At 33.9% G+C, this 26,457-nt stretch carries 22 protein-coding genes and 1 pseudogene; 20 read left to right on the top strand and 3 right to left on the bottom strand.

All coding sequences use genetic code 11. From position 1 onward, the window contains the following. The first annotated feature begins 53 nt into the window (after nucleotides 1-53). The 11 genes from QZQ55_RS00830 to QZQ55_RS00780 all read left to right on the top strand — a co-directional run bounded on the left by QZQ55_RS00830 (nucleotide 54) and on the right by QZQ55_RS00780 (nucleotide 12,508). Complete coding sequence (locus QZQ55_RS00830; RefSeq protein WP_295088696.1) at nucleotides 54-947, top strand: haloacid dehalogenase-like hydrolase; 894 nt, start codon at nucleotides 54-56, stop codon at nucleotides 945-947. Between the two features lie 75 nt (nucleotides 948-1,022). Beyond that, entirely contained in the window at nucleotides 1,023-2,207 is a 1,185-nt protein-coding gene (locus tag QZQ55_RS00825) for a phosphoglycerate kinase (protein ID WP_295088693.1), read from the top strand. 24 nt (nucleotides 2,208-2,231) lie between these two features. Continuing rightward, a complete protein-coding gene (gene tpiA, locus QZQ55_RS00820) occupies nucleotides 2,232-2,978 on the top strand; it encodes a triose-phosphate isomerase (RefSeq protein ID WP_006507012.1) in 747 nt (248 codons plus the stop codon). 96 nt (nucleotides 2,979-3,074) lie between these two features. Beyond that, nucleotides 3,075-4,874, top strand: a complete 1,800-nt coding sequence (gene pepF, locus QZQ55_RS00815; RefSeq protein ID WP_295088690.1) for an oligoendopeptidase F — start codon at nucleotides 3,075-3,077, stop codon at nucleotides 4,872-4,874. Nucleotides 4,875-5,438: 564 nt separating this feature from the next. After that, nucleotides 5,439-6,128, top strand: coding sequence for a helix-turn-helix domain-containing protein (locus QZQ55_RS00810; RefSeq protein WP_295088687.1), 690 nt, complete (start codon nucleotides 5,439-5,441; stop codon nucleotides 6,126-6,128). Nucleotides 6,129-6,179: 51 nt separating this feature from the next. Continuing rightward, complete coding sequence (locus tag QZQ55_RS00805; RefSeq protein ID WP_295088685.1) at nucleotides 6,180-6,800, top strand: hypothetical protein; 621 nt, start codon at nucleotides 6,180-6,182, stop codon at nucleotides 6,798-6,800. Between the two features lie 81 nt (nucleotides 6,801-6,881). Continuing rightward, entirely contained in the window at nucleotides 6,882-8,342 is a 1,461-nt protein-coding gene (locus QZQ55_RS00800; RefSeq protein WP_295088682.1) for a class I SAM-dependent DNA methyltransferase, read from the top strand. 45 nt (nucleotides 8,343-8,387) lie between these two features. After that, nucleotides 8,388-9,575 (top strand): restriction endonuclease subunit S, encoded by a 1,188-nt coding sequence (locus QZQ55_RS00795; protein WP_295088679.1) that lies wholly within the window; start codon nucleotides 8,388-8,390, stop codon nucleotides 9,573-9,575. A gap of 60 nt (nucleotides 9,576-9,635) precedes the next feature. After that, a complete protein-coding gene (xerA, locus tag QZQ55_RS00790; RefSeq protein ID WP_040390233.1) occupies nucleotides 9,636-10,631 on the top strand; it encodes a site-specific tyrosine recombinase/integron integrase in 996 nt (331 codons plus the stop codon). A 79-nt stretch (nucleotides 10,632-10,710) separates the two neighbouring features. Next, on the top strand, nucleotides 10,711-11,775 hold the full coding sequence (locus tag QZQ55_RS00785; RefSeq protein WP_295088676.1) for a restriction endonuclease subunit S: 1,065 nt from the start codon (nucleotides 10,711-10,713) through the stop codon (nucleotides 11,773-11,775). Between the two features lie 172 nt (nucleotides 11,776-11,947). Beyond that, nucleotides 11,948-12,508 carry a hypothetical protein gene (locus tag QZQ55_RS00780; RefSeq protein ID WP_295088673.1) on the top strand — a complete coding sequence of 187 codons (561 nt, stop codon included), beginning with the start codon at nucleotides 11,948-11,950 and terminating at the stop codon, nucleotides 12,506-12,508. Between the two features lie 40 nt (nucleotides 12,509-12,548). Here the strand turns inward: QZQ55_RS00780 and QZQ55_RS00775 are convergent, their stop codons facing one another. Beyond that, nucleotides 12,549-12,680, bottom strand: coding sequence for a hypothetical protein (locus QZQ55_RS00775; protein ID WP_288687406.1), 132 nt, complete (start codon nucleotides 12,678-12,680; stop codon nucleotides 12,549-12,551). Between the two features lie 117 nt (nucleotides 12,681-12,797). Here QZQ55_RS00775 and QZQ55_RS00770 point away from each other — a divergent pair, with 117 nt between their 5' ends. Then, nucleotides 12,798-16,148 (top strand): DEAD/DEAH box helicase family protein, encoded by a 3,351-nt coding sequence (locus tag QZQ55_RS00770; protein ID WP_295088670.1) that lies wholly within the window; start codon nucleotides 12,798-12,800, stop codon nucleotides 16,146-16,148. 246 nt (nucleotides 16,149-16,394) lie between these two features. Next, complete coding sequence (gene adhE, locus QZQ55_RS00765) at nucleotides 16,395-19,046, top strand: bifunctional acetaldehyde-CoA/alcohol dehydrogenase (RefSeq protein ID WP_295088667.1); 2,652 nt, start codon at nucleotides 16,395-16,397, stop codon at nucleotides 19,044-19,046. Between the two features lie 106 nt (nucleotides 19,047-19,152). Here adhE and tnpA read toward each other — a convergent pair. Further along, nucleotides 19,153-19,503: pseudogene (gene tnpA, locus QZQ55_RS00760) on the bottom strand (IS200/IS605 family transposase). A gap of 131 nt (nucleotides 19,504-19,634) precedes the next feature. On the opposite strand from tnpA, the gene QZQ55_RS00755 reads away from it, so the two are divergent. From QZQ55_RS00755 to QZQ55_RS00750, 3 genes are all read left to right on the top strand, one after another. Further along, nucleotides 19,635-20,774 (top strand): transposase, encoded by a 1,140-nt coding sequence (locus tag QZQ55_RS00755; RefSeq protein ID WP_295088664.1) that lies wholly within the window; start codon nucleotides 19,635-19,637, stop codon nucleotides 20,772-20,774. Between the two features lie 121 nt (nucleotides 20,775-20,895). Beyond that, nucleotides 20,896-21,354 (top strand): VanZ family protein, encoded by a 459-nt coding sequence (locus tag QZQ55_RS10835; RefSeq protein WP_363128265.1) that lies wholly within the window; start codon nucleotides 20,896-20,898, stop codon nucleotides 21,352-21,354. A 370-nt stretch (nucleotides 21,355-21,724) separates the two neighbouring features. Further along, on the top strand, nucleotides 21,725-21,955 hold the full coding sequence (locus QZQ55_RS00750) for a hypothetical protein (RefSeq protein WP_295088661.1): 231 nt from the start codon (nucleotides 21,725-21,727) through the stop codon (nucleotides 21,953-21,955). A 21-nt stretch (nucleotides 21,956-21,976) separates the two neighbouring features. Here the strand turns inward: QZQ55_RS00750 and QZQ55_RS00745 are convergent, their stop codons facing one another. Further along, entirely contained in the window at nucleotides 21,977-22,765 is a 789-nt protein-coding gene (locus tag QZQ55_RS00745) for a Cof-type HAD-IIB family hydrolase (protein WP_295088658.1), read from the bottom strand. Between the two features lie 167 nt (nucleotides 22,766-22,932). Between QZQ55_RS00745 and QZQ55_RS00740 the strand changes: the two genes are divergently transcribed. From QZQ55_RS00740 to QZQ55_RS00725, 4 genes are all read left to right on the top strand, one after another. After that, the gene (locus QZQ55_RS00740) at nucleotides 22,933-23,781 is read left to right on the top strand and encodes a sulfide/dihydroorotate dehydrogenase-like FAD/NAD-binding protein (protein ID WP_295088656.1); all 849 of its coding nucleotides are present in this window, start codon (nucleotides 22,933-22,935) and stop codon (nucleotides 23,779-23,781) included. 1 nt (nucleotide 23,782) lies between these two features. After that, nucleotides 23,783-25,171, top strand: coding sequence for an NADPH-dependent glutamate synthase (gene gltA / locus QZQ55_RS00735; RefSeq protein ID WP_295088653.1), 1,389 nt, complete (start codon nucleotides 23,783-23,785; stop codon nucleotides 25,169-25,171). After that, on the top strand, nucleotides 25,172-25,516 hold the full coding sequence (locus tag QZQ55_RS00730) for a zinc-ribbon domain-containing protein (protein WP_295088651.1): 345 nt from the start codon (nucleotides 25,172-25,174) through the stop codon (nucleotides 25,514-25,516). Nucleotides 25,517-25,584: 68 nt separating this feature from the next. Then, a complete protein-coding gene (locus QZQ55_RS00725; protein ID WP_295088648.1) occupies nucleotides 25,585-26,382 on the top strand; it encodes a MurR/RpiR family transcriptional regulator in 798 nt (265 codons plus the stop codon). Nucleotides 26,383-26,457: the final 75 nt, after the last annotated feature.

Genomic DNA, 26,457 nt, shown 5'->3' with positions numbered 1-26,457 from the left:
GAAATCTCCGAAAAGATGTAGTATAATGTAAGCAATTACGGAGGAATAAAAATATGAAAAGATTATTGAATTGTACAACAAGCGAAATGCTTGCAATGAATGGAGAAGAATTAAAACAGTCTATTCTTGCATGTGAAGGAAGAACTGTCATGACTGAAACAGTAGTGGCTATTCCACCATTATTAGGAGATTTAACTAATGCGGAACTTGCTGTTTCTTTTGGCAGTGATATGGTTCTTTTAAATGTATTTGATTGCAATAATCCAGTGATCAATGGTTTACCAGAATGTGATGAACCAGTTAAGAAGTTACAGGAACTTATTGGTAGACCAGTAGGCTGTAACCTTGAACCTGTAGACTTAGATGCTGATATGCTTGAAGAAAGACAGACAATCGCATCTGGTAGACAGGCAACTGCAGAAACATTTAAGAAAGCACAGGAATTAGGATTCAACTTCATCTGTTTAACAGGTAACCCAGGTGTTGGTGTATCTAATCATTCTATTGCAGTAGCAATTAAGGAAGCTAAGAAATATTTCAAGGGCTTAATTATTGCAGGTAAGATGCATGGTGCAGGTGTGAATGAACCAGTTGTAGATTTAGAAGCTATTAAGGAATTCATTGATGCTGGGGCTGATGTTATCTTAATGCCAGCTGTTAATACTGTTCCTGGATTATCTGAAGAAACAGTTACAAAAGCATGCGAATATATTCATGCACATAATGCTTTAGCATTATCTGCAATTGGTACAAGTCAGGAAGGTGCAGATACTGAAACTGTTAGAGAAATCGCTATTGTGAATAAAAGATGTGGTGTAGATATTCAGCATATCGGTGATGCAGGCTGGTGTGGTATGGCTTTACCTGAAAATATCATGACGTTAAGCGTTGCCATTCGTGGTAAGAGATGGACATATCACAAAATTGCTTCATCTGTAAATAGATAATTGGTAAGAATAGTATTTTTGATTGTATATAAATATTTAATTGTGCTATAATTCGTCGTAGGAGGATGATAATTAATGGATAAATTAACAATTAGAGATATTGATGTCGCAGGCAAGACAGTTCTTGTACGTGTAGATTTCAATGTACCAAGAGACAAAAACACAGGAGAAATTACAGATGATAACAGAGTTGTTGCTGCATTACCAACAATCAACTACTTATTAGATCACAACCCTAAAGCAGTTGTACTTTTCTCTCACTTAGGAAAGATCAAGAAGGAAGAAGACAAAGCTAAGAACGATATGGCTGTTGTTGCTCCTAAACTTGCTGAATTATTAGGAAGAGATGTTAAGTTCGTAAACGCTACTCGTGGCGCCGAACTTGAAGAAGCAGTAAAGAACGCTGAAAACGGACAGGTTATCTTAGTTCAGAACACTCGTTATGAAGCTGGTGAAACTAAGAATGATCCAGAATTAGGTGCTTACTGGGCATCACTTGGTGATGTATTTGTAGAAGATGCATTCGGTTCAGTTCATAGAGCTCATGCTTCAACTGTAGGAATCGCTTCTCACTTACCAGCAGTTGCAGGTTTCTTAGTAGAAAAGGAAATCGCTTATATTGGTAAGGCTGTATCTGATCCAGAAAGACCTTTAGTAGCTATCTTAGGTGGTTCTAAAGTATCTTCTAAGATCGGTGTAATCGAAAACTTATTAAACGTTGCTGATAAGATCATTATTGGTGGTGGTATGTGCTATACTTTCGCTAAAGCTCAGGGACATACAGTTGGTTCTTCATTAGTTGAAGAAGATAAGGTAGAATTAGCTAAGTCATTCATCGAAAAGGGTGGAGATAAGTTAATCCTTCCAATCGACTCTGTAGTAAGCAGTAAGTTTGGTGAAGATGGAGATATCAAGGTTGTTGGTGAAGATGTACCTGATGGATACATGGGTCTTGATATTGGTCCTAAGACTGTTGAATTATTCGCTAAAGAACTTGAAGGTGCTAAGACAGTTATCTGGAATGGCCCTATGGGTGTATTCGAAATGCCTAAGTTCGCAGAAGGTACTAAAGCTGTATGTAGCATGTTAGCTAACCTTGAAGGTGCTAACACTATCATCGGTGGTGGTGACTCTGCAGCTGCTGTTAAGCAGTTAGGATTCGCTGATAAGGTATCTCATATTTCTACTGGTGGAGGAGCATCATTAGAATATATGGAAGGTAAAGTATTACCAGGTATCGCTGCTATCAACGATAAATAATTTTTCGAGGAGATAGAATTTAAAATGAGAAAACCAATTATTGTAGGAAACTGGAAAATGAACCATGGCATCGCAGAAACAAAGGAATTTGTTGCTGCTGTTGATGGTAAAGTAACTGATAAAGCTGATTGGGGTATTGCTACTCCTTTCTTAGATTTAGCAACTGCTAAAGAAGGCGCAAAGAACTTAATCGTTGCTGCTGAAAACTGCCATTTCAAAGACAATGGTGCTTATACTGGTGAAGTAAGCGTTGGAATGTTAAAAGAAATCGGTGTTGAATGGGTTATCTTAGGACATTCTGAAAGAAGACAGTACTTTGGTGAAACTGATGAAACTGTTAACTTAAAGATGCTTCAGGTATTAAACAACGGTATGACTCCAATCGTTTGTGTTGGTGAATCTTTAGAAGAATATGAAGCTGGAAAGACTCATGATGTAGTTAAGACTCAGGTTGTTGCTGCATTCAAGGATGTTACAGCTGAAGCTGCTGAAAGAGTAGTTATCGCTTATGAACCAATCTGGGCTATCGGAACTGGTAAGACTGCAACTAATGAAATCGCAGAAGATGTTTGTGGATACATTAGAGGTGTAGTTGCTGAACTTTATGGTCAGGACGTTGCTGAAAAAGTAAGAATTCAGTACGGAGGATCTGTAAAGCCTGCTACATTAAAAGCTTTACTTGAACAGCCTAACATCGATGGTGCTTTAGTTGGTGGAGCATCATTACAGGTTGAATCATACGTAGCTATGATTGAAGCTTTAAACGACTAATTATTTAAGAGATGATTCCTTTGGAATCATCTTTTTTTGTGTGTGAAATACAAATGAGTGGTATACTATAACTAACTCATTGAAAGGAGCAAGATTATGGCAGAAACAATGAAAGAACGTAAAGATATGGATCCACAATATATGTGGGATCTCTCAACACTTTATAAAAATGATGAAGAATGGAATAACGCATTACCTGAACTTGAAGATATGATCAAGAAATTAGTGAATTATCAGGGTAAACTCAATAATGCAAAAACAATCAGAGAATTCTTTGATTTTGATACACATCTAGGTAGAAAATTATCTGATTTCTATTGCTATGCATCACTTAGAAATTGTGAAGATACAAGAGATAGTGACGCACAGGCAATGGAAGCAAAGGCTTATCAGGTCTATACAGCTTATGCGACAGCTATCAGCTTTGCTGAACCAGAAATCCTATCACTTGATGAAGAAGTTTTAGAAGCAATTGTACATTCAGATGATTTAAAACCATATGCATTTAATATGCAGAAGTTATTAGATCAGAAACCTCATGTATTAAGTGCAAAAGAAGAAGCACTTCTTGCGGCCTTTACAGAAACATTAGGTGCGCCTAGTAAGATTTCTGAAAGCTTACAAGATGCTGATATGACATTTGAATCTGTGACTGATTCAAATGGAGAAGTACATGAACTTAACCAGTCTAACTATATTCTTTTACAGATGAGTGAAGACCGTACACTTAGATTAAATGCCTTTAAATCTTTCTATAAAGGATTCAAGGAACATATTAATACCTTTGCCTCTACATATAATGCATGTATTAAAGAAGCAGTAGCAGAAGCACAAGTGAGACACTATGATTCTTCAAGAGCCATGAGCATGGCTTATGAACATGTACCTGGTGTTGTTTATGATAGTCTAGTAGATACAGTAAGAAAGTTCATGCCTGAAATGTATCGTTATGTACGTTTAAGAAAACAGATGCTTGGTTTAGATGAACTCCATTATTATGATGTTTATACACCTTTAGTTGCTGGATCAACTAAGTCATATACTTATGAAGAAGCACAGCAGATGGTCCTAGATGCAGTCACACCTCTTGGCGCGGACTACGTGAATAGAGTAAAACAGGCATATAAGGATAGATGGATTGATGTTTATCCTAATAATGGTAAACGTGGTGGTGCTTTCTCTAGTGGTACTTATGACTCTAATCCATACATTCTTACTAGTTTTACAGGTACATTAGATAGTGTGAGTACAATTGCCCATGAAATGGGTCATTCACAGCATACATGGCTTTCTAATCATGCTCAGACACCACAGAATGCAGACTATACACTCTTTGTAGCTGAAGTAGCCTCTACAGTGAACGAAAACTTACTTGTAGAACAGTTATTACAGAAGACTGCAGAACCTAAAGAACGTCTTGCTTTATTAAACCATTATCTAGATGGTTTCAAGGGAACTGTTTATCGTCAGACAATGTTTGCGGAATTTGAAAGAGATGCACATGCTATGGCTGAAAGAGGAGAAGCCATCACTGCAGCAAGCATGAATGCATTATATAAGAACTTAATCAAGGATTATTTTGGTGAAGATCTTGTGATTGATGATGAAGTACAATACGAATGGGCTAGAATTCCTCATTTCTATAGACCATTCTATGTATATAAGTACGCAACAAGCTATTGTGCAGCTGTTGCACTAAGTGAAGCAATTCTTAATAATGAAGAAGGTGCAGTAAAGAGATACTTAGAGTTCTTATCAATGGGTGGTAGTGCATATCCATTAGATGAGTTAAAGCATGCAGGTGTAGATTTTAGTACACCAGAACCTGTTTCTAGAGCATTGACTAAATTTAGTCAGATTCTAGATGATGTAGAAGAAACATTAAAGAAGCTATAAGAATGAGAGATTAGCATGGATTTAAAAACAAAAAAATAATTCTTTCAATTTTGTTAATTATGTTAGCTTTAGGATTAATAGGATTGTATTCTTATTATAATTTTTAATATGCCGTGAGCAAGAAGTCATAGGACAACCCGAAAGGGTTGTTTTTTTTAGAAAAGTGAATCGTGTTATAATAGTAAAAGATAAGAAGAGTATTTGTACTAATAGTAGAGTTAAAGATTAAAGTAGATAGAAGGCAGTAATTCTTCTAGGTAACGAAATAACCGTATACAATTCTATTCTGTAAATTGATTAGCTTTTTTTAACTTCTGTGAATTTAGCAAATGTTCGAGTTAAAAAAATTGATAAAGAATAATTATAGGATAGGTAATTATTGCTGTAATGGATATGAATTTTATAAATGTTTAGGTGACTAACTTAAAATTCTTTGCTTCCATATCTGAGTATTCTATGCTACGAAAATAGAATATTTGAAGATATTACAATAAAAATTATTAAATGCTTGACGGGGAGATTGTCCCCATCGTGTAAGATGGAATCAGAAAGGAGATATTGAGTATGAACAAAGAAAAAGTAGTAATAAAACAGGCAAAAGAAGTTTGTGAATTGCTCAGAATAAAAAATGAACGATTAAAATATTTTAAGAAAAAGGGTGTTTTTACATCTGAGATAACAACAGCTGGTTATACAGCTAATGATATTGATAGACTAAAGCAATTAGTAGTGCTTACTAAAGCAGGTTTGACATGTGACGATATCAAGAAAATAGATTTGGGAAAAGTATCATTTAAAGAAGCAATTAAGAACAGAATAAAAATGATGGAAGACAAATTTCAACAAATAAATGGTGCTCTTAATTTATCGGCAGAATTACTTGATGATGATATTCAGTATGATTCTATGCCGTCAGATTATTACTTGACAGAAATAAAAAGACGTGAGGGTGAAGGTGAAGAATTTATGGATTGTGAAGATTGGCAGTTTGAGTTAGATATGATGGAGAACTTTAAATGTCCTAACTGTGGTACAGAGAATAGTGTAGATTTAGAAGAGTATCTTTGGTCGGAGAGCAGTGATGAAAGAGAAAATGGTATGGGACCAGATTTTATAAAGTATTTTGATAGCGAAGACAATTATGAGTGTCCATCTTGTGGTAAGGTTATTCGTATTTCAGGTTGGAAGAGAGAATACCCAGTAGGAGTATTTGATTCTGAGGAGGTTGATGTATCATTATTAGATGATGAATGAACTTCGCGAAATATACTTGTTATGTAATGAAGTAAAAAAGGAGAATAACATATGGCAGTAGTAACAGAATCATTTGATATTCCGATGGATATCATGACAAAATTAGCAACTGGAGAATATCGTAGAATTGGTGGTGTTGTGAGAGTTGCAATTGGACCAAATAAAGGTCGAATTGTGAAACATCTTGAACCTGTCAAAATGGAGCAAGCTGATCAAATCCAAAAGGTTGGAAGTAAAATTATGCAAGTTGCAAAGAATAGGAAAAAAGAACTTATTATTGGGGCTTTAGTTACAGGGGCTATTACAGTCGGTGGTGTAGTGTATCATAAAATAAAAAGTAGAGAACCTGAAGTGGTACAGAACTATCATGCAGCATTACGAGATTATATTGATGATGTTCGTTCAGGTAAATTGAGTATGGAGTCTATCAATTGTTTGATGGATTCTTTAGAAGAACTCAAGCAGAATAATAATTATGAAAAGATTAAGATTGAATTGACGACAGAAGAATTAAGTGTACTTGTCAATCGTATTTATGAGTATACTATCAAACTTGCAAAAGATAATTCAGTTGACCTAGCAGATGACGAATTAAGTTCTTCTGATAACATTCTTTTGAATTTACAGAAGTATCTTTTAGCACAAAAACATATATTTGAATTGGCTGCATAACAAAAGTGATCCTCATTATTGAATTGATTACAATGATGAGGATTTTTTTATGTTATAATAGCGAATGATAAGGAGAGCTATATGTTAACAGGAGAATTAAAGAATAAGGTAGATAAGATATGGGAGTCGTTCTGGACAGGAGGGATTACTAATCCTTTAGATGTCATTGAACAATTCACTTATCTTATGTTTATTAAACAATTAGATGAAGTAGAAACAAAGAATGAAGCAGATGCTGAACTATTTGGGATGGATTATGAGGGTTTATTCCCTAAAGATAAACCATATTTGAGATGGCATCATTTTAAAGATATTGGTAGTGCTGATAAGATGTATCAAATCATGAATGATGAATTATTCCCATTCATTAAGAATTTGAAGGGTGATGGTGAATCTTCTTATGCAAGATTTATGAGAGATGCCATCTTTAAGATTCCTACTGCAAACCTATTACAGAAAGTAGTTACAGGAATAGAAGGACTCAATACAGAAGAAGCAGATATAAAAGGTGATTTATACGAATACCTATTAAATAAGCTTAATAATTCTGGTACAAATGGACAGTTTAGAACCCCAAGACATATTATTAATATGATGGTTAATCTTGTAAAACCTGTACCTACAGATACAATATGTGATCCAGCAATGGGGACTGCAGGATTCCTTATTGGTGCTGAAGAATACTTAAGAGAAAAACATGAAGAATTATTCTTAGATGATAAACTTAAAGAACATTTTAATAATAAGATGTTTAATGGTTTTGATATGGATTCTACAATGCTTAGAATTGGGGCTATGAACCTTATTTCTCATTATGTAGATAATCCACAGATAGAATATAGAGATAGTCTTTCACAGCAGAATATTGATGAAAATAAGTACTCTCTTATCTTAGCTAATCCACCTTTTAAAGGGTCATTAGACTATGAGGTAGTTGCAGAAAACTTATTATCTGTATGTAAGACTAAGAAGACAGAATTGTTATTTATTGCGTTATTCTTACGTTCATTACAGGTTGGTGGTAGATGTGCATGTATCGTACCTGATGGTGTATTATTTGGTTCTAGTAAAGCACATAAGAGTATTAGAAAAGAACTAGTAGAGAATAACCAGTTACATGCAGTTATTTCTATGCCTAGTGGTGTATTTAAACCATATGCAGGTGTATCTACAGCTATATTAGTATTTACTAAGACTACTACAGGTGGTACTGATAATGTTTGGTTCTATGATATGAAAGCTGATGGGCTTTCATTAGATGATAAACGTTCACCAGTAGAAGAGAATGATATTCCTGATATTATTCATAGATATGAACATTTAGATGAAGAGAAGGATAGAAAGAGAACAGAACAGAGTTTCTTTGTACCTAAGGAAGAGATTGCAGAGAATGATTATGATCTTTCTATTAATAAATATAAAGAGATTGTTTATGAGAAGGTTGAGTATCGTCCTACTCATGAGATATTAGGTGATATTGAAGCACTTAATAAAGAGATAGAAGAGAGTATTGAGGAATTAAAGTCTTTATTGAAGGACTAGAAAGGAGCTAAATGTGGGTGATAAATCTGCATTTGTAGAATTAGGGTGGAATATGTAAAGCTTGAAGAAATATGTACAATTGTATCTGGGGGAACTCCTTCTAGATCAAAGCCTAATTATTGGAATAACGGGAATATACCTTGGATAAAAATTAAAGATATGAAATCGAAGTATATAGATTCTGCTGAAGAATTTATAACAGAAGAAGGTTTAAATAACTCTTCTACAAAAATGTTAAAACGTGATACTATTTTATATTCGATATTTGCAACATTAGGAGAAGTCGGAATTTTAAAAATCGATGCATGTACAAACCAAGCAATAGCAGGATTATCTTTAAAAGAAGATTCGAATATTTTAAAAGAGTATTTATATTATTATTTGAAATCAAAAAAGAAAGATGTAAACAATCTAGGTAGAGGAGTTGCTCAGAATAATATTAACTTATCTTTACTTCGAAAATTTAAAATTCCAGTGATTCCTTTGCGTCAGCAAAAGAAAATCATCGAAGTGTTAGATAACGTTTCTAGTACTATAAATAATTATGAAAGAGAACTAGCACTATTAGATGAATTGGTCAAAGCCCGATTTGTGGAGATGTTTGGGGATCCTGTTTTGAATGAGAAGTCATGGCGAGTTATAAAACTAGGAGAATTATGCTCTAAAATTTGTAGTGGAAATACGCCAAAAGGTGGTAGTGATAATTATACAAAAGAAGGAATAATGTTTTTTAGAAGTCAAAATGTATGGAAAAACAGATTAGAATTGGATGATATTGTTTATATTGATGAAGCCACACATAAAAAGATGAAAGAAACATCTTTGAATTATGGTGATATATTAATTACAAAAACGGGGCGAATAAATACTGAAAATAGTAGTTTGGGCCGTTCAGCATTATTTTTGGGTAAAAACGATTCTGCAAATATAAATGGACATGTTTATCTTGTTAGAATTAATAGTGAATTAGTAAACAGACATTTTGTTTTGCAGATATTAATTAGTCCTCAATATAGAGATTTGATTCGCAGAGTCTGTGTTGGCGGAATAGATAAAAGACAGTTAAATCAAAATCATATATATGATTTTCCAATAATTATTCCTCCTCTAGAACTCCAGAACCAGTTCGCGTCATTTGTAGAAGAAATCGATAAATCAAGGTCTCGAATACAGAAGTCATTAGAAGCATCACAAGAACTATTCGATTGCTTAATGCAAGAGTATTTTGGTTAATATAATTGAATAAATTTGTTTAATAGGGTGTAGATGATGTTGGTAACGGAGGTTATCAACATGAAAGAAACTATTATTAAAGAAATTGAACAGAAATTGTTACGTTATCTAGACAATGCACAGATGGAAATGTTACATAGAACATTAAAGTCTTGTCTGGATAACGTAACTTTTATTATGCAAGAAGATAGTATTCAGGATATTTTTGAATATTCTAATATGGAACTCATAGATAAGTTTATTGCATCTAAAGAGATAGAAGGATGTTCAAAAAGAACAACTCAATATTATAAGTCTACTTTAGTAATGCTGGAGAATAGAACAGATATACACTTTACACACATGACTACAGATCATCTAAGAACATATCTTACTGATTATCAGAAGATCAATAATTGTTCTAAGGTAAGTATTGATAATATTAGAAGAAATCTAAGTAGTTTCTTCTCTTGGCTAGAAGAAGAAAACTATATTCTTAAGAGTCCTATGAAGAGGATTCATAAGATAAAGACAGATAAGGTGATTAAAGAAACTTTGTCTGATGAGTCTTTAGAGTGTTTAAGAGATAGTTGTGATAATTTAAGAGACTTAGCTATTATTGATTTGTTAGCTTCTACAGGTATGAGAGTAGGGGAACTAGTGAATATTAATATAGAAGATATAGATTTTGAGAATAGAGAATGTGTTGTATTTGGTAAGGGTAATAAAGAAAGACCTGTATACTTTGATGCAAGAACAAAAATACACTTGAAGAATTATCTAAAGAGCCGAACAGATGATAATCCAGCACTATTCGTCTCTTTAGATAAACCTTTTAATAGGTTACAAATTAGTGGTGTAGAGATAAGATTAAGGAATTTAGGTAGACGTTTAGGTATACATAGAGTACATCCACATAAGTTTAGAAGAACAGTAGCTACTAGAGCTATAGATAAGGGAATGCCTATTGAACAGGTACAGAGTTTGTTAGGTCATTCACAGATAGATACGACTATGCATTATGCAATGGTTAATCAGAATAATGTAAAGGAGTCACATAGAAAGTTTGTGGCTTGATAGGGGGAATAATTGAGAGGGGAAGGTCTCTATAAATCCTGATTTTATGATTAAATGCAAATCTGCATTTGTAAGGGGTATGAAACTAAAAATTAGTGAGCTTGGGAAAGTTATTACTGGGAATACCCCAAGTAAAAAAATAAAAGAGTTTTGGGATAAAGATGATGTAGGGTTTGTGAAGCCTGATATTATTTCAGATGAACATATTGTAAAGATTAAAAGTGAAGATTGTAATGAGTTTATTTCGAATGCGGCTATTAGTAAAGCTAGAATTGTTCCAAAGAATAGCATATTTGTAACATGTATAGGTAATATTGGAAAAATAGGAGTTGCCACTGAGAATTTGGCCTTCAATCAACAGATAAATGCAATCATACCAAATGAAAATGTAAATTTAGATTACTTATGCTATGCTATTTTTGCAAATAAAACTAGACTTCAAGATATTGCAAATGCGCCAATTGTACCATTGTTAAATAAAAGTCAATTCAGTGAATTTGAATTAGAGTTTGATATGGACATAAATACTCAAACAAGAATAGTTCATGAATTAAATACTGTTTCTAATATAATCTTAAAGTATAAACAAGAATTACTATTGCTGGATGAATTAGTTAGAGCCCGATTTGTGGAGATGTTTGGGGAAATAGAGGATTGTGATAAGTGGGAAAGCAAAATATGGAATGAAGTAGTAACTATAAAAAATGGAAGAGATTATAAAAAAGTATTGGTTAGTGATGGTGGTTACCCGGTTGTCGGGACAGGCGGAGAGATTGCAAGAGCGAGTAAGTACTTATGTCCCGAAAACACAATAGTTGTAGGCAGAAAAGGTTCTATCAATAATCCGATGTTAATGAAAGAGAAATTTTGGAATGTTGATACTGCTTTTGGAGTCATTCCAAATAGCGATTATTTGCATTATCAATACTTTTATTATTTCTGTAAGTTTTATAATTTTATGAAACTGAATAAGGCAACAACGTTGCCAAGCACAACGAAGGCTGATTTATTAAAAATAAGGATAAATATTCCCCCTCTAGAACTCCAGAACCAGTTCGCATCATTCGTACAAGAAATCGATAAATCAAGGTTACATGAACAATTAGCTGTAGAATATGTTAAATTACTGGCAAAAGATTTATGACTTTTATTTAATTTATTGTGATTATATTTTAATGTATCAATAATAACTCAATTCATAAACATAACATGTTAAAATTACTTTATGAATACTATTCAGTGATGGTATTAATAATAGATAGAGCTCCCACTATAGATATCAATATCAAATAGACTAAAGAAAGGAGAAGTTAAAAATGACTAAAATACAAGATTTTAGATTAAACGAATCATATTTCAAGCCATTGATTGATAAATGTTTCAAAAAATATCGTTGTGATTCATTTGAGTATACAAACAGTGTGACAGGAGTTGTAGGTCTTTATATCGATAATAAAACACTTGAACTCCGTAATGAACAAAAGGCAATACAATATTTTGATTCAGTTGATGATATTGCTGTATGGTCAATTAAAGAAGTAAACGAAAATGATATTCACTCTTATTTTGAAGATACTGATCAAATTGATACTACAGTTAACGAAATAATAAAGACAATCACTTTAGTGAATGAGCATCAAAAAGTTAAAATTTCTGATGATATCTATGAAATGTGGATTACAAGAGCCATCTTATTCCATTTAGAAACTGCAGATATCTGTTTTGAAAAAGATAATACTGCTTTTTCTGAAGAAATAGAAATCAAAAGAGGTCAGAATTTAGTAGATGAATTTCCAAAGAAAAATGATTTTTTCTTGAATCAATGGGTAAATGAAGTTATTCCCACTATTGAAACTGAATTTTTTTTGATTAAATAATAATTGCGGTTATTGCATATTAAAAAAGTAGCCTTAGCTGCTAATCACCACTACCTAACATATCTCTCAATTCTTTAAAAGTATCCTCTATAGGTGCTACTCTACCATTTCTAACATCCTCTTCAGACTTCTCAAGTAATTCCAATAATTCATCATGTTGCTTTGAATCCATAAAATCACCTCCATAGAATATAACTAAAGTACACCATTCTCTAAGTTAAATAGATAATGTAACCACAATTATTCCCAATAAAGTTCTTTTTTAGGATATAATAGAAACATAAAGGAGATGATACTGTTGAACTTTACTTTTTTAAAAAACAAAACAGAATTCCAGGACTTTGCTTCTACATGTATAGAAGCAGAAAAAGGATTAATGGTATCACCTGCTAACTGTGCAATACTTACAAGACGTGCATTAGAACAAGCAGTACATTACATGTATAAGAATGACATAGACTTACAGATGCCTTATAGAGATAATCTAAGTGCTTTAGTCAATGAATATACATTTAAACAAATTATTCCAACAGAAATCTATGAAGGAATTAGATACGTTATTACTTTAGGAAACTTTGCAGTACATACAAGTAGAAAAGTAAAAAGAGAAGAAGCAGTTCTTGCTTTAAATAATCTCTATAGACTTGTTAACTGGATGAACTATTCTTATGGAGTAGATTATCAACAACAATTACCTGAATTTGATCCTACTAAGTTACCTGATCAAACACATATGTTTGTGAATAAGGATCTAAAAGAACAGGTAAGAGATATTCTTAATAAACAGAAAGAAAAAGAAGAAAAACAAAAAGAAGAACTGGCTCGATTAGTTGCTGAAAATGAGGAATTAAGAAGACAAGGGGCAGCTAAGAGAAAAGAAGATAAAGCTGTTAAATATGTTGATGTGAATAAGATTCCTGAATGGAGGACAAGACAGCTTTATATTAATTTAATGCTGAAGGAAGCAGGATGGGATTTTGATACAAATGTAGAGGAAGAATATCCTGTTCATCATATGCCAACAGATTCAAAAGAAGGTTTTGTTGATTATATCTTACGTGGAAGAACAGGAAAGATTATTGCTGTTATAGAAGCAAAGAAAACAAGTGTAGATCCTCGTGTAGGACGTAACCAGGCAAAACTTTATGCAGACTGTATTGAACAAGAATATGGATTAAGACCGGTTATATTCTATACAAATGGTTTTGAAACATTTATCTGGGATGACATGATGTATCCAGATAGAAGGGTTTCTTCTATCTTCTCACAGGATGAAATACAGTTACTTATAGATAGAAGAGATACGCGTAGAAGTATTTCTAAACCTGTTATACAGGACGCCATCACAAACCGTTATTATCAGAAAGAAGCCATTGTAAGAACATGTGAAGACTTTGAAAAGGGAAGTCGTAAAGCATTACTTGTCATGGCAACAGGAAGTGGTAAAACACGTGTAGCGATTAGTTTAGTAGATGTATTGACTAAAGCAGATTGGGCAAAGAATATACTATTCCTTGCCGATCGTACTGCATTAGTGAATCAGGCAAAGAAGAACTTTGTAAACCTTCTTCCTTCCCTGACTACTTGTAATCTATGTGAAAACAAAGAAGACCCAGAAGTATCAAGAATGATCTTTAGTACTTATCCTACAATGATGAATGCAATCGATGAAACAAGAAGTAAAGATGGTAATCGTTTATTCACACCAGGACACTTTGATCTCATTATTCTTGATGAAAGCCATCGTAGTATTTACAACAAATATAAAGATATATTTGATTACTTTGATGCTTTACTCGTAGGTTTAACAGCAACACCTAAAGATAGTATTGGGGCTAATACATATTCTATATTTGATTTAGAAACGGGTGTCCCTACATATGCTTATGAATATGAAACAGCCGTCAAAGATAAATATTTAGTCAGCTACCATTCTTATGAAACTAAAATGAAGTTTCTAGAGGAAGGTATTCACTATGATGAGTTATCAGAAGAAGAGAAGAAAGAATTTGAAGAACACTTCTCTAATACTGATACAATCACTTCAAGTGAAATGAATAAATTTGTTTTTAACATTAATACTATTGATACTGTGATCAGAGATTTGATGGAACATGGTATTAAAATTGAAGGAGGAGATAAGATAGGAAAAAGCATTATCTTCGCTGCCAATCAAAATCATGCCAATAAGATTAAAGAGAGATTCGATATACTCTATCCTGAATACAAGGGGAAGATTGCTGAAGTGATTACATTTAATACAAAATTTGTACAAAATGCGATAGATCGATTCAGTAAAACAGACAGTTACCCTCAAATAGCTATTAGTGTAGATATGCTAGATACAGGTATAGATGTACCAGATATCGTTAATCTTGTATTCTTTAAGAAAGTAAGAAGTAAAGCAAAATTCTGGCAGATGATTGGAAGAGGAACAAGACTAAGAACAGACTTGTTTGGTCCAGGAGATGACAAGAAAGGATTCTTGATATTTGATTACCTAGGAAATATGGATTACTTCAGAGTAGACCAGCGTCCTGAAAAATCAGGTATTATAGAATCACTCTCTCAACGTATCTATAAGTTACGTGTTGATATTCTTTATGCACTTGAACAAAATGCATCCGATCAGGATTATGTAGATGAAATCAATAAACAGATCAAAGAAATGTCAGGTTATATTCAATCACTCAATGAAGACAGTTTTAATGTAAAGATGCACTTGAAATATGTGCATCAATATAAAAATCCAGATAACTGGATTAACCTGAATGAAATGGATACACATTATATTAAAGATGAATTGTCTTCTCTTGTTGTGATTCATGATGAAGATAAACGTGCAAAGTTCTTTGATAGACAGATGTATATGATTGAAATGGCTTATCTCAATCATTATGATGCAAGTCAGGTCATTAATAAGGTCATTATGATGGCTGATGAATTGTATAAAAAACAAACAACACCTGATATTGCAGATAATGCGGAATATTTGAAATGTGCCAAAGATCCTGATTACTGGAAGACAGCTAATTATTTTGATCTAGAAGTACTACGTGAGAAGATTAGAGGGTTGGTTAAGTATTTAGACCCTGGTCCAATAGTAGATCCAGTAGATACACATTTTGAAGATGAAATCATTGAAACAAAGATGAATGATGCTTTCTATAATGATGAAGGCTTAGAGAACTATAAAGAGAAAGTACAGCATTATTTAAAAGCACATGAAGATGATGAAGCTATCTATAAGCTCAGACATAATCAAGTCATTACTCCAGATGAAATGAAACATCTAGAAAACTTACTATGGATAGACTTAGGAAGCAAAGACGATTATCGATTACATTTTGGTGATACACCTATCACCAGATTAATTAGAAAGATAGTGGGATTAGATAGACAAGCAGCTATGGCTGAGTTCTCACGTTTCCTAGATGATCAGAGCTTGAATTCTAGACAGATTCACTTTGTAGAATTATTAGTAGATTATATTGTGAAGAATGGTTTCATTGAAGACAAGAAGGTCTTATTACAGGATCCTTTCAAGTCAATCGGTAGTATGAGTGCCTTATTTAAGGATAAGATGAATGTTGCGAGAGAGATTTTAAAGACAGTAGATACGTTCAGCGAAAGATGCTAGAAGAAAACGTTCACATTTTTGAGAGTATTCTATCACTATAAAAAATATTTATAATTTAATTTTTTGATTAAACTAAGCACAAAATAACACAATCGGATATCCCTAAACTGCAAACGTTTTCAGTAAATGCTATGTACAAATTGTGCAAATTTTCACAAAAGTATGCTTGTTTTTTCACAAGAAGTCATGTATAGTGAATTTACAAAATATGAAGAAGAAATATTTTGGTCAATGGAGGATATAAAAATGGCTGATAAGAAAGTCGAAAAGAAAGTTGAAGAATGGACAGAAGAAAAGACTGATGCTTGCATTGATGAGTTAGTTAATAACGCATTAACAGCATTAGACGAATTCGAAGGTTTTGATCAGGAAACTGTTGACTACATCGTAGCAAAGATGTCAGTTGCTGGTCTAGATCAGCACGGTGTTCTTGCAGAAGCTGCTGTAAAAGAAACTGGCCGTGGTGTATTTGAAGACAAGGCTGTTAAGAACTTATTCGCTTGTGAATATGTTACTAACAACATGCGTCATACAAAGACTGTAGGTATTATTAATGAAGATCCACTTACTGGTATCACTGAAATCGCTGAACCAGTTGGTGTTGTTTGTGGTATCGTTCCAGTAACAAACCCAACTTCTACAGTTATCTTCAAGTCTTTAATCGCTATTAAGACTAGAAACCCAATCATCTTCTCATTCCACCCAGGTGCTCATGACTGTTCAGTTATGGCTGCTAAGGTAATGTTAGATGCTGCTGTAAAAGCTGGTGCTCCTAAGAACGTAATCCAGTGGTTACCAATGAAAACTATGTATGCAACTGGTGCATTAATGAATCATCCAGGTGTTGCTACTATCTTAGCTACTGGTGGTAACGCAATGGTTAAGGCTGCTTACTCTTGTGGTAAACCTGCTTTAGGTGTAGGTGCTGGTAACGTTCCTGCATACGTAGAAAAGTCTGCTAAAATCAAAATGGCAGCAAACGATATTTATTTATCAAAATCATTCGATAATGGTATGATTTGTGCATCTGAACAGGTTGCTGTTGTAGACCACGAAATCTATGATGAATTCAAGAAAGAATTCGGTCGTTATCATGTACATTTCTGTAATGCTGAAGAAAAGAAGAAACTTGAACAGTTCATGTTCGGTGTAACAGCATACAGTGAAAACGTAAATGAAGCTAGATTAAACAGCATCGTTCCAGGTAAGAACGCTACTTGGATTGCTGAACAGGCTGGTTTCAAAGTATCTGATGATATTCAGATCTTAGTTTGTGAAGTTAAGGAAATCGGTCCTAACGAACCAATGACTAGAGAAAAACTTTCTCCAGTATTAGGTATGATCAAAGCAAACTCTACTGAAGATGGTATTGAAAAAGCTGCTCAGACTGTTGAATTCAACGGTTTAGGACATTCAGCTGCAATCCATACTACTAATCATGAAATTTCTAAAGCATTTGGTAAGAGAATCAAAGCTATCCGTATTATTGAAAACGCTCCATCTACATTCGGTGGTATCGGTTCAGTATACAATGCATTCTTACCTTCATTAACACTTGGTTGTGGTTCTTATGGTCATAACTCAGTATCAAACAACGTAAGTGCTATTAACTTACTAAATATTAAGAGAATAGGGAGACGTAACAACAATATGCAATGGGTTAAACTTCCTCCTAAGATTTATTTCGAAAGAAATTCAATCAGATATCTTAGAGATATGAAGGATATGAAGAAAGCAATGATCGTTACTGACAGAGGTATGTATGACCTTGGTTATGTAGCAAAGATCGAAGATGCTATCAGAAGAAGACGTAACAAAGTAGATGTTGACTTATTCATCGACGTTGAACCAGATCCATCTTTAGATATGACTCTTAAGGGTCTTGAAATCATGAAGAGCTTCCAGCCTGATACAATTATTGCTATCGGTGGTGGATCTTCAATGGATGCTGCTAAGGTTATGTGGTTAATGTATGAACATCCAGAAGTTAACTTCGATGACATCAAGCAGAAATTCATGGATATCAGAAAGAGAGCATTCAAGTTCCCAGAACTTGGTAAGAAAGCTAAGTTAGTATGTATCCCAACTACTTCAGGTACAGGTTCAGAAGTAACTCCATTCGCAGTTATCACTGATACTAAGGAAAACAAGAAATATCCATTAACTGACTACGCTTTAACTCCAACAATCGCAATTGTTGACCCTGAATTCGCTATGTCTATGCCACCAAGAATCGCTGCTGATACTGGTATCGACGTATTAACTCATGCTATTGAAGCATATGTTTCAATCTTAGCATCTGACTTCACTGATGGTTGGGCTAAACAGGCTGTTAAGTTAGTATTCGAAAACCTTGAAAAGTCAGTACTTGAAGGTGATGCAGAAGCTAGAATCAAGATGCATAACGCTGCATCAATCGCAGGTATGGCATTCGCTAACGCATTCTTAGGTATGAACCACTCATTAGCTCATAAGATCGGTGGAGAATGGCATATTCCTCACGGACGTACTAACGGTATGTTATTACCACATGTAATCAGATACAATGGTACAGTTCCAACTAAGTTAAACATCTGGCCAAAGATCGAAGACTATAAGGCAGATAAGAAATATAGAGAATTAGCAGAATTAATCGGCTTACATCCAAAGACTGATGCAGAAGGTGTTGAAATGTTCGCACAGGCTGTTGAAAAGTTATGGGTAAAAGTTGGTGGTGCTGTAAACGTTAAGTCACAGAACATCAGCAAAGATGATTGGGAAGAATCAGTACATAGAATCGCTATGAACGCATATGAAGACCAGTGTACTCCTGCTAACCCAAGAATGCCTATGGTTAAAGATATGGAAGGTATCTTAAATACAATTTACGATTACGAATCTCCATTCGCTAAGAAATAATTCTTAAAACCACTTAGAGGAAAGCCTTACGGCTTTCCTCTTTTTTGTCATAGGCGGAAACCCACTGCCAATAGGTGGTGGGAGGAGCCTCGTAAATCGTTATCTATTATCCCTGACTTTCAATATATTTTTGTATAGTTGCTGATGACACTTCTCCAATGCTGCAAGCAAAATAACCATCTGACCAAAATGTTTTTTCCTTCCAATACTGTTTTGATAAGACCGAACTATACTTATGCTATAAGTGGTATGTTGTTTCCTGCTTTACAATTCAAACTCTATCTGTTGTATCGTAACTTAATAAGAAATGTATATGGGCTTTGTCAGTATCTATCGCAATAATTTCGTAGCCACGAGTATTAGCTATATCGAGAATCTTTTGTTTAACATCATCGGCGATAGAGTCTTTTAGTAGTTGTTTGCGGTATTTGGTTACTAGAACTATATGTACTTTCAGGCTGTATTTTCAGCTGTTATGACGATTGTATCTACTATCCACAGTTCACCTCAAAATATAGATATTTCGCTATAAATTAGATATAATTTAGATATAACATATAGTGAAATATCTATGAAAGGAGTACATCTATGGAACAGATGACTATTACAGCTAAAATTCAAATAATCGTAGCTGAAACAGATAAGGTTTTGCTTGATGAAACAATGTCTGTTTATCGTAATGCCTGTAATTATGTTTCAGACTATGTATTCCGCACTCATGACTTAAAGCAGTTTTCACTTAATAAGGCTTTGTATTCTACTTTACGAGAAAAGTTTAACCTTAAATCGCAGATGGCTCAGTCTGTTTTGAAGACTGTTATTGCCAGATATAAGACCATTCTTGAGAATCAGAATGAGTGGATTAAACCATCGTTCAAAAAACCTCAGTATGATTTGGTTTGGAACAGAGATTATTCCTTAACACAAAACCGTTTTTCAATCAATACACTTAATGGTCGTGTAAAGTTATCTTATTTTTCAGATGGAATGTCTAAGTATTTCGATCATACGATTTATAAGTTTGGTACTGCCAAACTTGTAAGTAAGCATGGTAAATACTATCTGCATATACCAGTTACCTATGAGATTGAAGAAAGTAATATTTCTGACATCTGTAATGTTGTAGGTATTGACAGAGGTATTAACTTTGTTGTTGCAACTTATGACAGCAAACATAAGTCTGGGTTTGTGAGTGGTAAAGCTATTAAACAGAAACGTGCTAACTATTCCAAACTTCGTAAGGAACTCCAAATGCGACATACGCCATCCTCAAGACGAAGACTAAAAGCTATCGGTCAGCGAGAAAACCGTTGGATGCAGGATATTAACCATCAGGTATCGAAGGCACTCGTTGAAAACAACCCAAAGCACACTCTCTTTGTATTGGAGGATTTGTCAGGTATTCGTAATGCTACAGAACGTGTTAAAACTAAAGATCGTTATGTTTCTGTTTCATGGTCTTTCTATGACCTTGAGCAGAAACTAATCTACAAAGCAAAACAGAATCAGTCTTCTGTTATTAAGGTAGACCCTCGCTATACAAGCCAGTGCTGCCCTTGCTGTGGACATGCTGAAAAGTCTAACCGCAATAAGAAGATACATCTGTTCACCTGCAAAAAATGTGGTTATAAATCTAATGATGACCGCATTGGAGCTATGAATCTGTATCGTATGGGAATAAACTATCTTGCAGATAGCCAAGTACCTAATACAGTTGTAGCAGAGTAAACTCTGCTGCAAAGGGTGCTGTCAACCACCCTATGATGTAACGCCACTTTAGATAGCAATATCTATTGGGGTTAAAGGTCGGAGGTGTAAACCGTTAGTACGACTGGGCAGTTACAAGCCCATGACCTTTAGGTCGTGGGTAGTTGACAGTATCGCATTCATCATCTACCTTGTAAATCTTATTTATCAATTGTTCCTTAACCCAGCATTAAGACGTGTTAAAGTTATAAGTAGTGTGAATATCAGTCCATTAAAGACAATATTTCTTTATTACACGGCTTATGAAAGACATACATTACCTATTAAGAATATTATTCTGAAAATGATTGGGAATGTCATTTTGTTTATGCCTTTTGGGTATTTTGTATATGTCTTATTTAAACCAATGCGTTCATTTCTATCTTACTTCCTCTTTTTCTTATTTATGATTATAGGAGTAGAAGTCATTCAATATATTTGGAAGGTTGGATCAGCAGATATAGATGATATTATTCTGAATATGAGCGGCGTACTGATTCTATATATCATAATGAAGATACCTTTCGTAAAAAAAATTATTTTGAATACTCATAAACCATAGGCTAATGAAAATTAAATTTCATAAGCACTGATTATCCAGCGTTCATGAAGGTGAACCTGCCACATCATTCAGATCATAGTTCACTCTGTGGTATATCTCAAATAGATTTTATATCTATAACTTACTACAAAATTGTAGTGAGTTATAGATAACGAAAAACTGTGATGGATAAAATTAGAAATACTTACAGCAATCATTTTCTATCAGTCATAGAAAGATAGTTTATTTCCTGAATTTTTCTACTCCGCATTTCTCTTAAATCGTAATCTGTCGATTATGGGTATTCCAAAAAAATATATTAAACTAAAAAAATCACAAGTATTACACATCTTTTCTGTTACAATAATTGTATATGAAAGAGGTGAATCTTGTGCTTTTTATTTTTCTACTATTGTTATTCTTATATTTGTTCCTAACAAGATACTACATCACTGAAGATGTGACTGTAAAAGAAGTCCTTGAAGATAAGATCATATTTGAATCAGAGCTCGGAAAAGAAATTATACTTAAAATCACTAAGCCTCATAAATATCTAGAAGGACAAAAGGGACAAGTCTCATTCCATGGAGAAAGAATCGTATCATTTCAAAAAGCAGCCTAAATAAAATGGGCTGCTTTTTGGCTAGATGACGTTAAAATGTTTTAAGGCATTATAGATGCCATCATCTTCAATATCAGTTGTAATATAGGTTACATAATCAAATAGAATGGGATTAGAATTACCCATTGCTACTGATTCTTTTGTATAAGTCAACATTGGTAAATCGTTGGTAGAATCACCAATAGAAATACAATCATCAATAGAAGCCCCAATGAGATCAATAAATGTCTGAATACCTGTTGCTTTAGAACAAGCTTTAGGAACAACTTCGATGAAATCTTCAGCACGCTGGATATATTCTAAATCATCTTTGAATTCATTCTTAAATGCTTCAATATCATCTTCTGGTGTATACCACGCAGTAAACTTATCAAAATCAGGTTCATCATCTTTATGATAGACAGGTACATTGACCTTGATATCTTTATAACGTTTTTTGATTTCCTGAACTGTCTTTGTTTTGATTGCTTCAGGAAAATAAATAGCTTCAGGACCTTCTAAGACAGCATCAATATCTAATTCAACAGCTTTGTTCACGATTCCTTTCTTTAATTCTAAAGGAAGTGTAGCATGATAGATTTCCTTATCATGATAGTAGATATTAGTCCCACATCCACAGATATAACCATCTAATCCTAATTCCTTAATTATATCTTCTATAATACAAATAGTACGTCCAGTATTCACCATCAGGATATGTCCATTATCCTGAGCTAGTTTGATTGCTTTTTTTGTACTTTCAGGAACAGTAAAATCTGTTTCTGTAGATAAAGTACCATCAATATCAAAAAATATAACTTTCCTATTCATAACTTTTCTCCTTGTTTCAATAACTAAAACACAAATAATTACATCTGTCAACAACCTCTCAATTCTTGAAAATGCCATATGGTAGCGCATTGATTTACTATCAAGCGACATTGAATACAAACCTAATATGTGATAAGATTAAATAAGATTCAGAAAGGATTGAGAATATGTATAAGATTGTAAAGAAAGAAGTACTTAATGACGTTGTAGAGTTAATGGAAGTACATGCGCCAATGGTTGCAAGAAAATGTGAACCAGGGCAGTTTATTATTTTACGTGTAGGAGAAGATGGAGAAAGAATCCCTCTTACAATTGCTGATTATGATAGAGAAAAGGAAACAATCACAATAATTTATCAGATTGTAGGTTACTCTACTAAACAGCTTGCAAAGTTAGAAGAAGGCGATTATATCACTGACTTCGTAGGTCCTCTTGGAGTACCAACTCATCTAGAAAAGAAAGATCATGTCATCGGTGTAGCTGGTGGTGTTGGTAGTGCACCATTATTCCCACAGTTAAGAAAGTTAGCTGAACTTGGTACTAAGGTTGATGTAATTATCGGTGGACGTGAAGAACAGTATGTATTATGGGCAGATCGTTTTAAAGAATTCTGTGATAATGTTTATATCGCAACTAATGATGGTTCTGTAGGTACAAAAGGTTTTGTAACTGATGTTTTAACTGATTTACTTGATAAGGGTGAAAAGTATGATGAAGTTATCGCAATCGGACCAGTCGTAATGATGAAGGCAGTTGTTGGAGTAACTAAGCCTAGAGATATTAAGACAATGGTTTCACTTAACCCAATCATGATTGATGGTACTGGTATGTGTGGATGCTGCCGTGTGACTGTTGATGGTAAGATCAAGTTTGCCTGTGTTGATGGACCAGACTTTGATGGTTTAAATGTTGACTTTGATGAATTAATGGCAAGACAGAGAATGTTCAAGGAAGAAGAACATCTTGTTGACAGCAATGCAGACCGTATGTGTAACTTAATGAAGGGGGTTAAATAATATGCCTAATATGTCAAATAAAAAGGTAGAAATGCCTTCTCAGGAACCTGAAATTCGTGCAACTAACTTTAAAGAAGTTGCTTTAGGATATACTAAAGAAATGGCTCAGGAAGAAGCAACACGTTGCTTAAACTGTAAAAAGCCTCGTTGTGTAGATGGATGTCCAGTAAACGTTCCTATTCCTCAGTTTATTCAAGAAGTAGTAAATGGAGATTTTGAAAAAGCTTATGAAATCATTACTACAGAAAATGCTTTACCTGCTATCTGTGGTCGTGTATGTCCACAGGAAAACCAGTGTGAAGGTAAGTGTGTAAGAGGCTTCAAGGGTGAATCAGTTGCTATTGGTAGACTTGAAAGATTTGTTGCTGATTATCATAGAGAACATGGTAAACCAACTGAAACTAAGATTGAAAAGAACGGCAAGAAAGTTGCTATTGTAGGTTCAGGACCTTCAGGTATTTCTTGTGCAGGTGAACTTGCTAAACGTGGTTATGATGTAACTGTATTTGAAGCATTACATAAAACTGGTGGTGTATTATCTTATGGTATCCCAGAATTCCGTTTACCAAAAGATTTAGTACAGGCTGAAATTGATGGTGTTGCAGACTTAGGTGTTAAGTTTGAAACAAACGTTGTAGTAGGTCGTTCTATTACAATTGATGAATTACAGGAAAGTGGCTATGATGCTGTATTCGTAGGTGCTGGTGCTGGTTTACCTCGTTTCCAGGGTATCCCAGGTGAAAACCTTGATGGTGTTTATGCTGCCAACGAATTCTTAACTCGTGTTAACTTAATGAAGGGCTATGAATTTCCTAACCATCCTACTCCAGTAAAAGTAGCTGATACAGTATGTGTTGTAGGTGCTGGTAACGTAGCTATGGATGCTGCAAGAACTGCTAAGAGACTTGGTGCTAAGAACGTATATATCGTATATCGTCGTAGTGATGCTGAAATTCCTGCACGTGCTGAAGAAGTACATCATGCTAAGGAAGAAGGTATTATCTTTAAGTTATTAACTAACCCAGTTGCTGTTCATGGTGATAATGGTGCAGTTAAAGCACTTGAATGTGTAGAAATGGAATTAGGAGAACCAGATGCATCTGGTAGAAGAAGACCAGTTGTAAAAGAAGGTACTAACTTCACAATTGATTGTGGTACAGTTGTTATCGCAATCGGTCAGTCTCCAAACCCATTAATCAGACAGACTACTCCTGGACTTGACTGCCAGAAGTGGGGCGGTATCATTGTAGAAGAAGAAACTAACCATACATCTAAAGAAGGCGTATGGGCTGGTGGTGACGTTGTTACTGGTGCTGCTACTGTAATTCTTGCTATGGGTGCTGGTAAAAAAGCAGCTAAGGCTATTGATGAAAAATTAAGTGGTGAATAAATGTATTGTACACGATGTGGTAAAGAATTAGAGAAAGATGCAAAGTTCTGTCCTAATTGTGGAGAACCTGTGAGATTAGAAAACAGAACAGACTACACAACTATGGAAGACTATTCTTCTAATAATGGATATACAAATCCTTATTATGAAGAAGACCGTGCTTCAATTGGATTATGTATCATTTCATTCCTATTCCCTTTTATGGGTGTTATCTTCTTCTTTATGAAAAGAAGAATGACGCCTAATAAGGCAAAGGCATGCTTGATTACAGGAATTGTTAGTTTTGTATTAAATTTTATTGCAACTTATGCATTATTATTAAAAACAGGAATCAGAATCTTCTGATTCCTGTTTTTTTATGCTTGTAATTGTTAAGACATGTTTAGTAAAATAAGTGAATGGAGGTGTTCTTTATGCCAAAAGGTATTTCAATCATGTCACAATTATTAAGTGTTGTGAATTATGGTGATGGTAAAGAAGTGAATGCGGATATCGCTAAGACAATATTACAGAATTATAATAAGATTCCAGAACTCACTATTTTTGATTTAGCTGATTTGTGCTACGTCTCTTCTTCGTCTATTACAAGATTTGTGAGAACACTGGGATATGATAGCTATAAAGAATTCAAGAGTGATATAGATCATACTTTGACAATTGATGTAGATTACTCTAAGCGCATCAATATGGCAACTGCTGAAGACTTAAAGCCCATTTATCAAAGATATACTGAAAATGTTATAGAGAATATACGATTCACTTTTGAACATATTGATTATCGTCAATTAAATAGAGTATGTGAAATGATCTATCAGGCGAAGGAAATTGCTTTATTTGGGTTAGAATATGCCAATTATGTAGGTATTCATTTCCAAAATAAAATGGCAAGTTTAAATCGTTTGATTCAATTAGGTGTTTCTGATGAAAAACAATTAGAGCTTGCAAAAAAGATAGCACCACATTCTCTAGTATTCATCATCTCTTTAGAAGGAAGCTTTTTCTATCGCAATACAGAGATTATTGATATATTGACAGAAAAGGAATGCAAGATTGTGGCTATATCTATGCTGACAAGTGGCAAGTTCATTGGTTCATGTGATGAAGTTATTCTTTGCAATAAGACAAACAGTAATACAGAAGGGCGTATTACTCTTATGTACACAATTGAGTTGATTATTATTTATTACTATATTAACTATTCACATATATAAAAAATTTCATAAACTGAAATTATGCTGGGGAATATGACATTTCCAGCTTTTTTTTGACGAAAAAAATGAACTCAC

This window comes from uncultured Catenibacterium sp. (assembly GCF_900540665.1).
GTDB lineage: Bacteria > Bacillota_I > Bacilli_A > Erysipelotrichales > Coprobacillaceae > Catenibacterium.
This window is presented reverse-complemented; position numbering and strand designations above follow the sequence as displayed.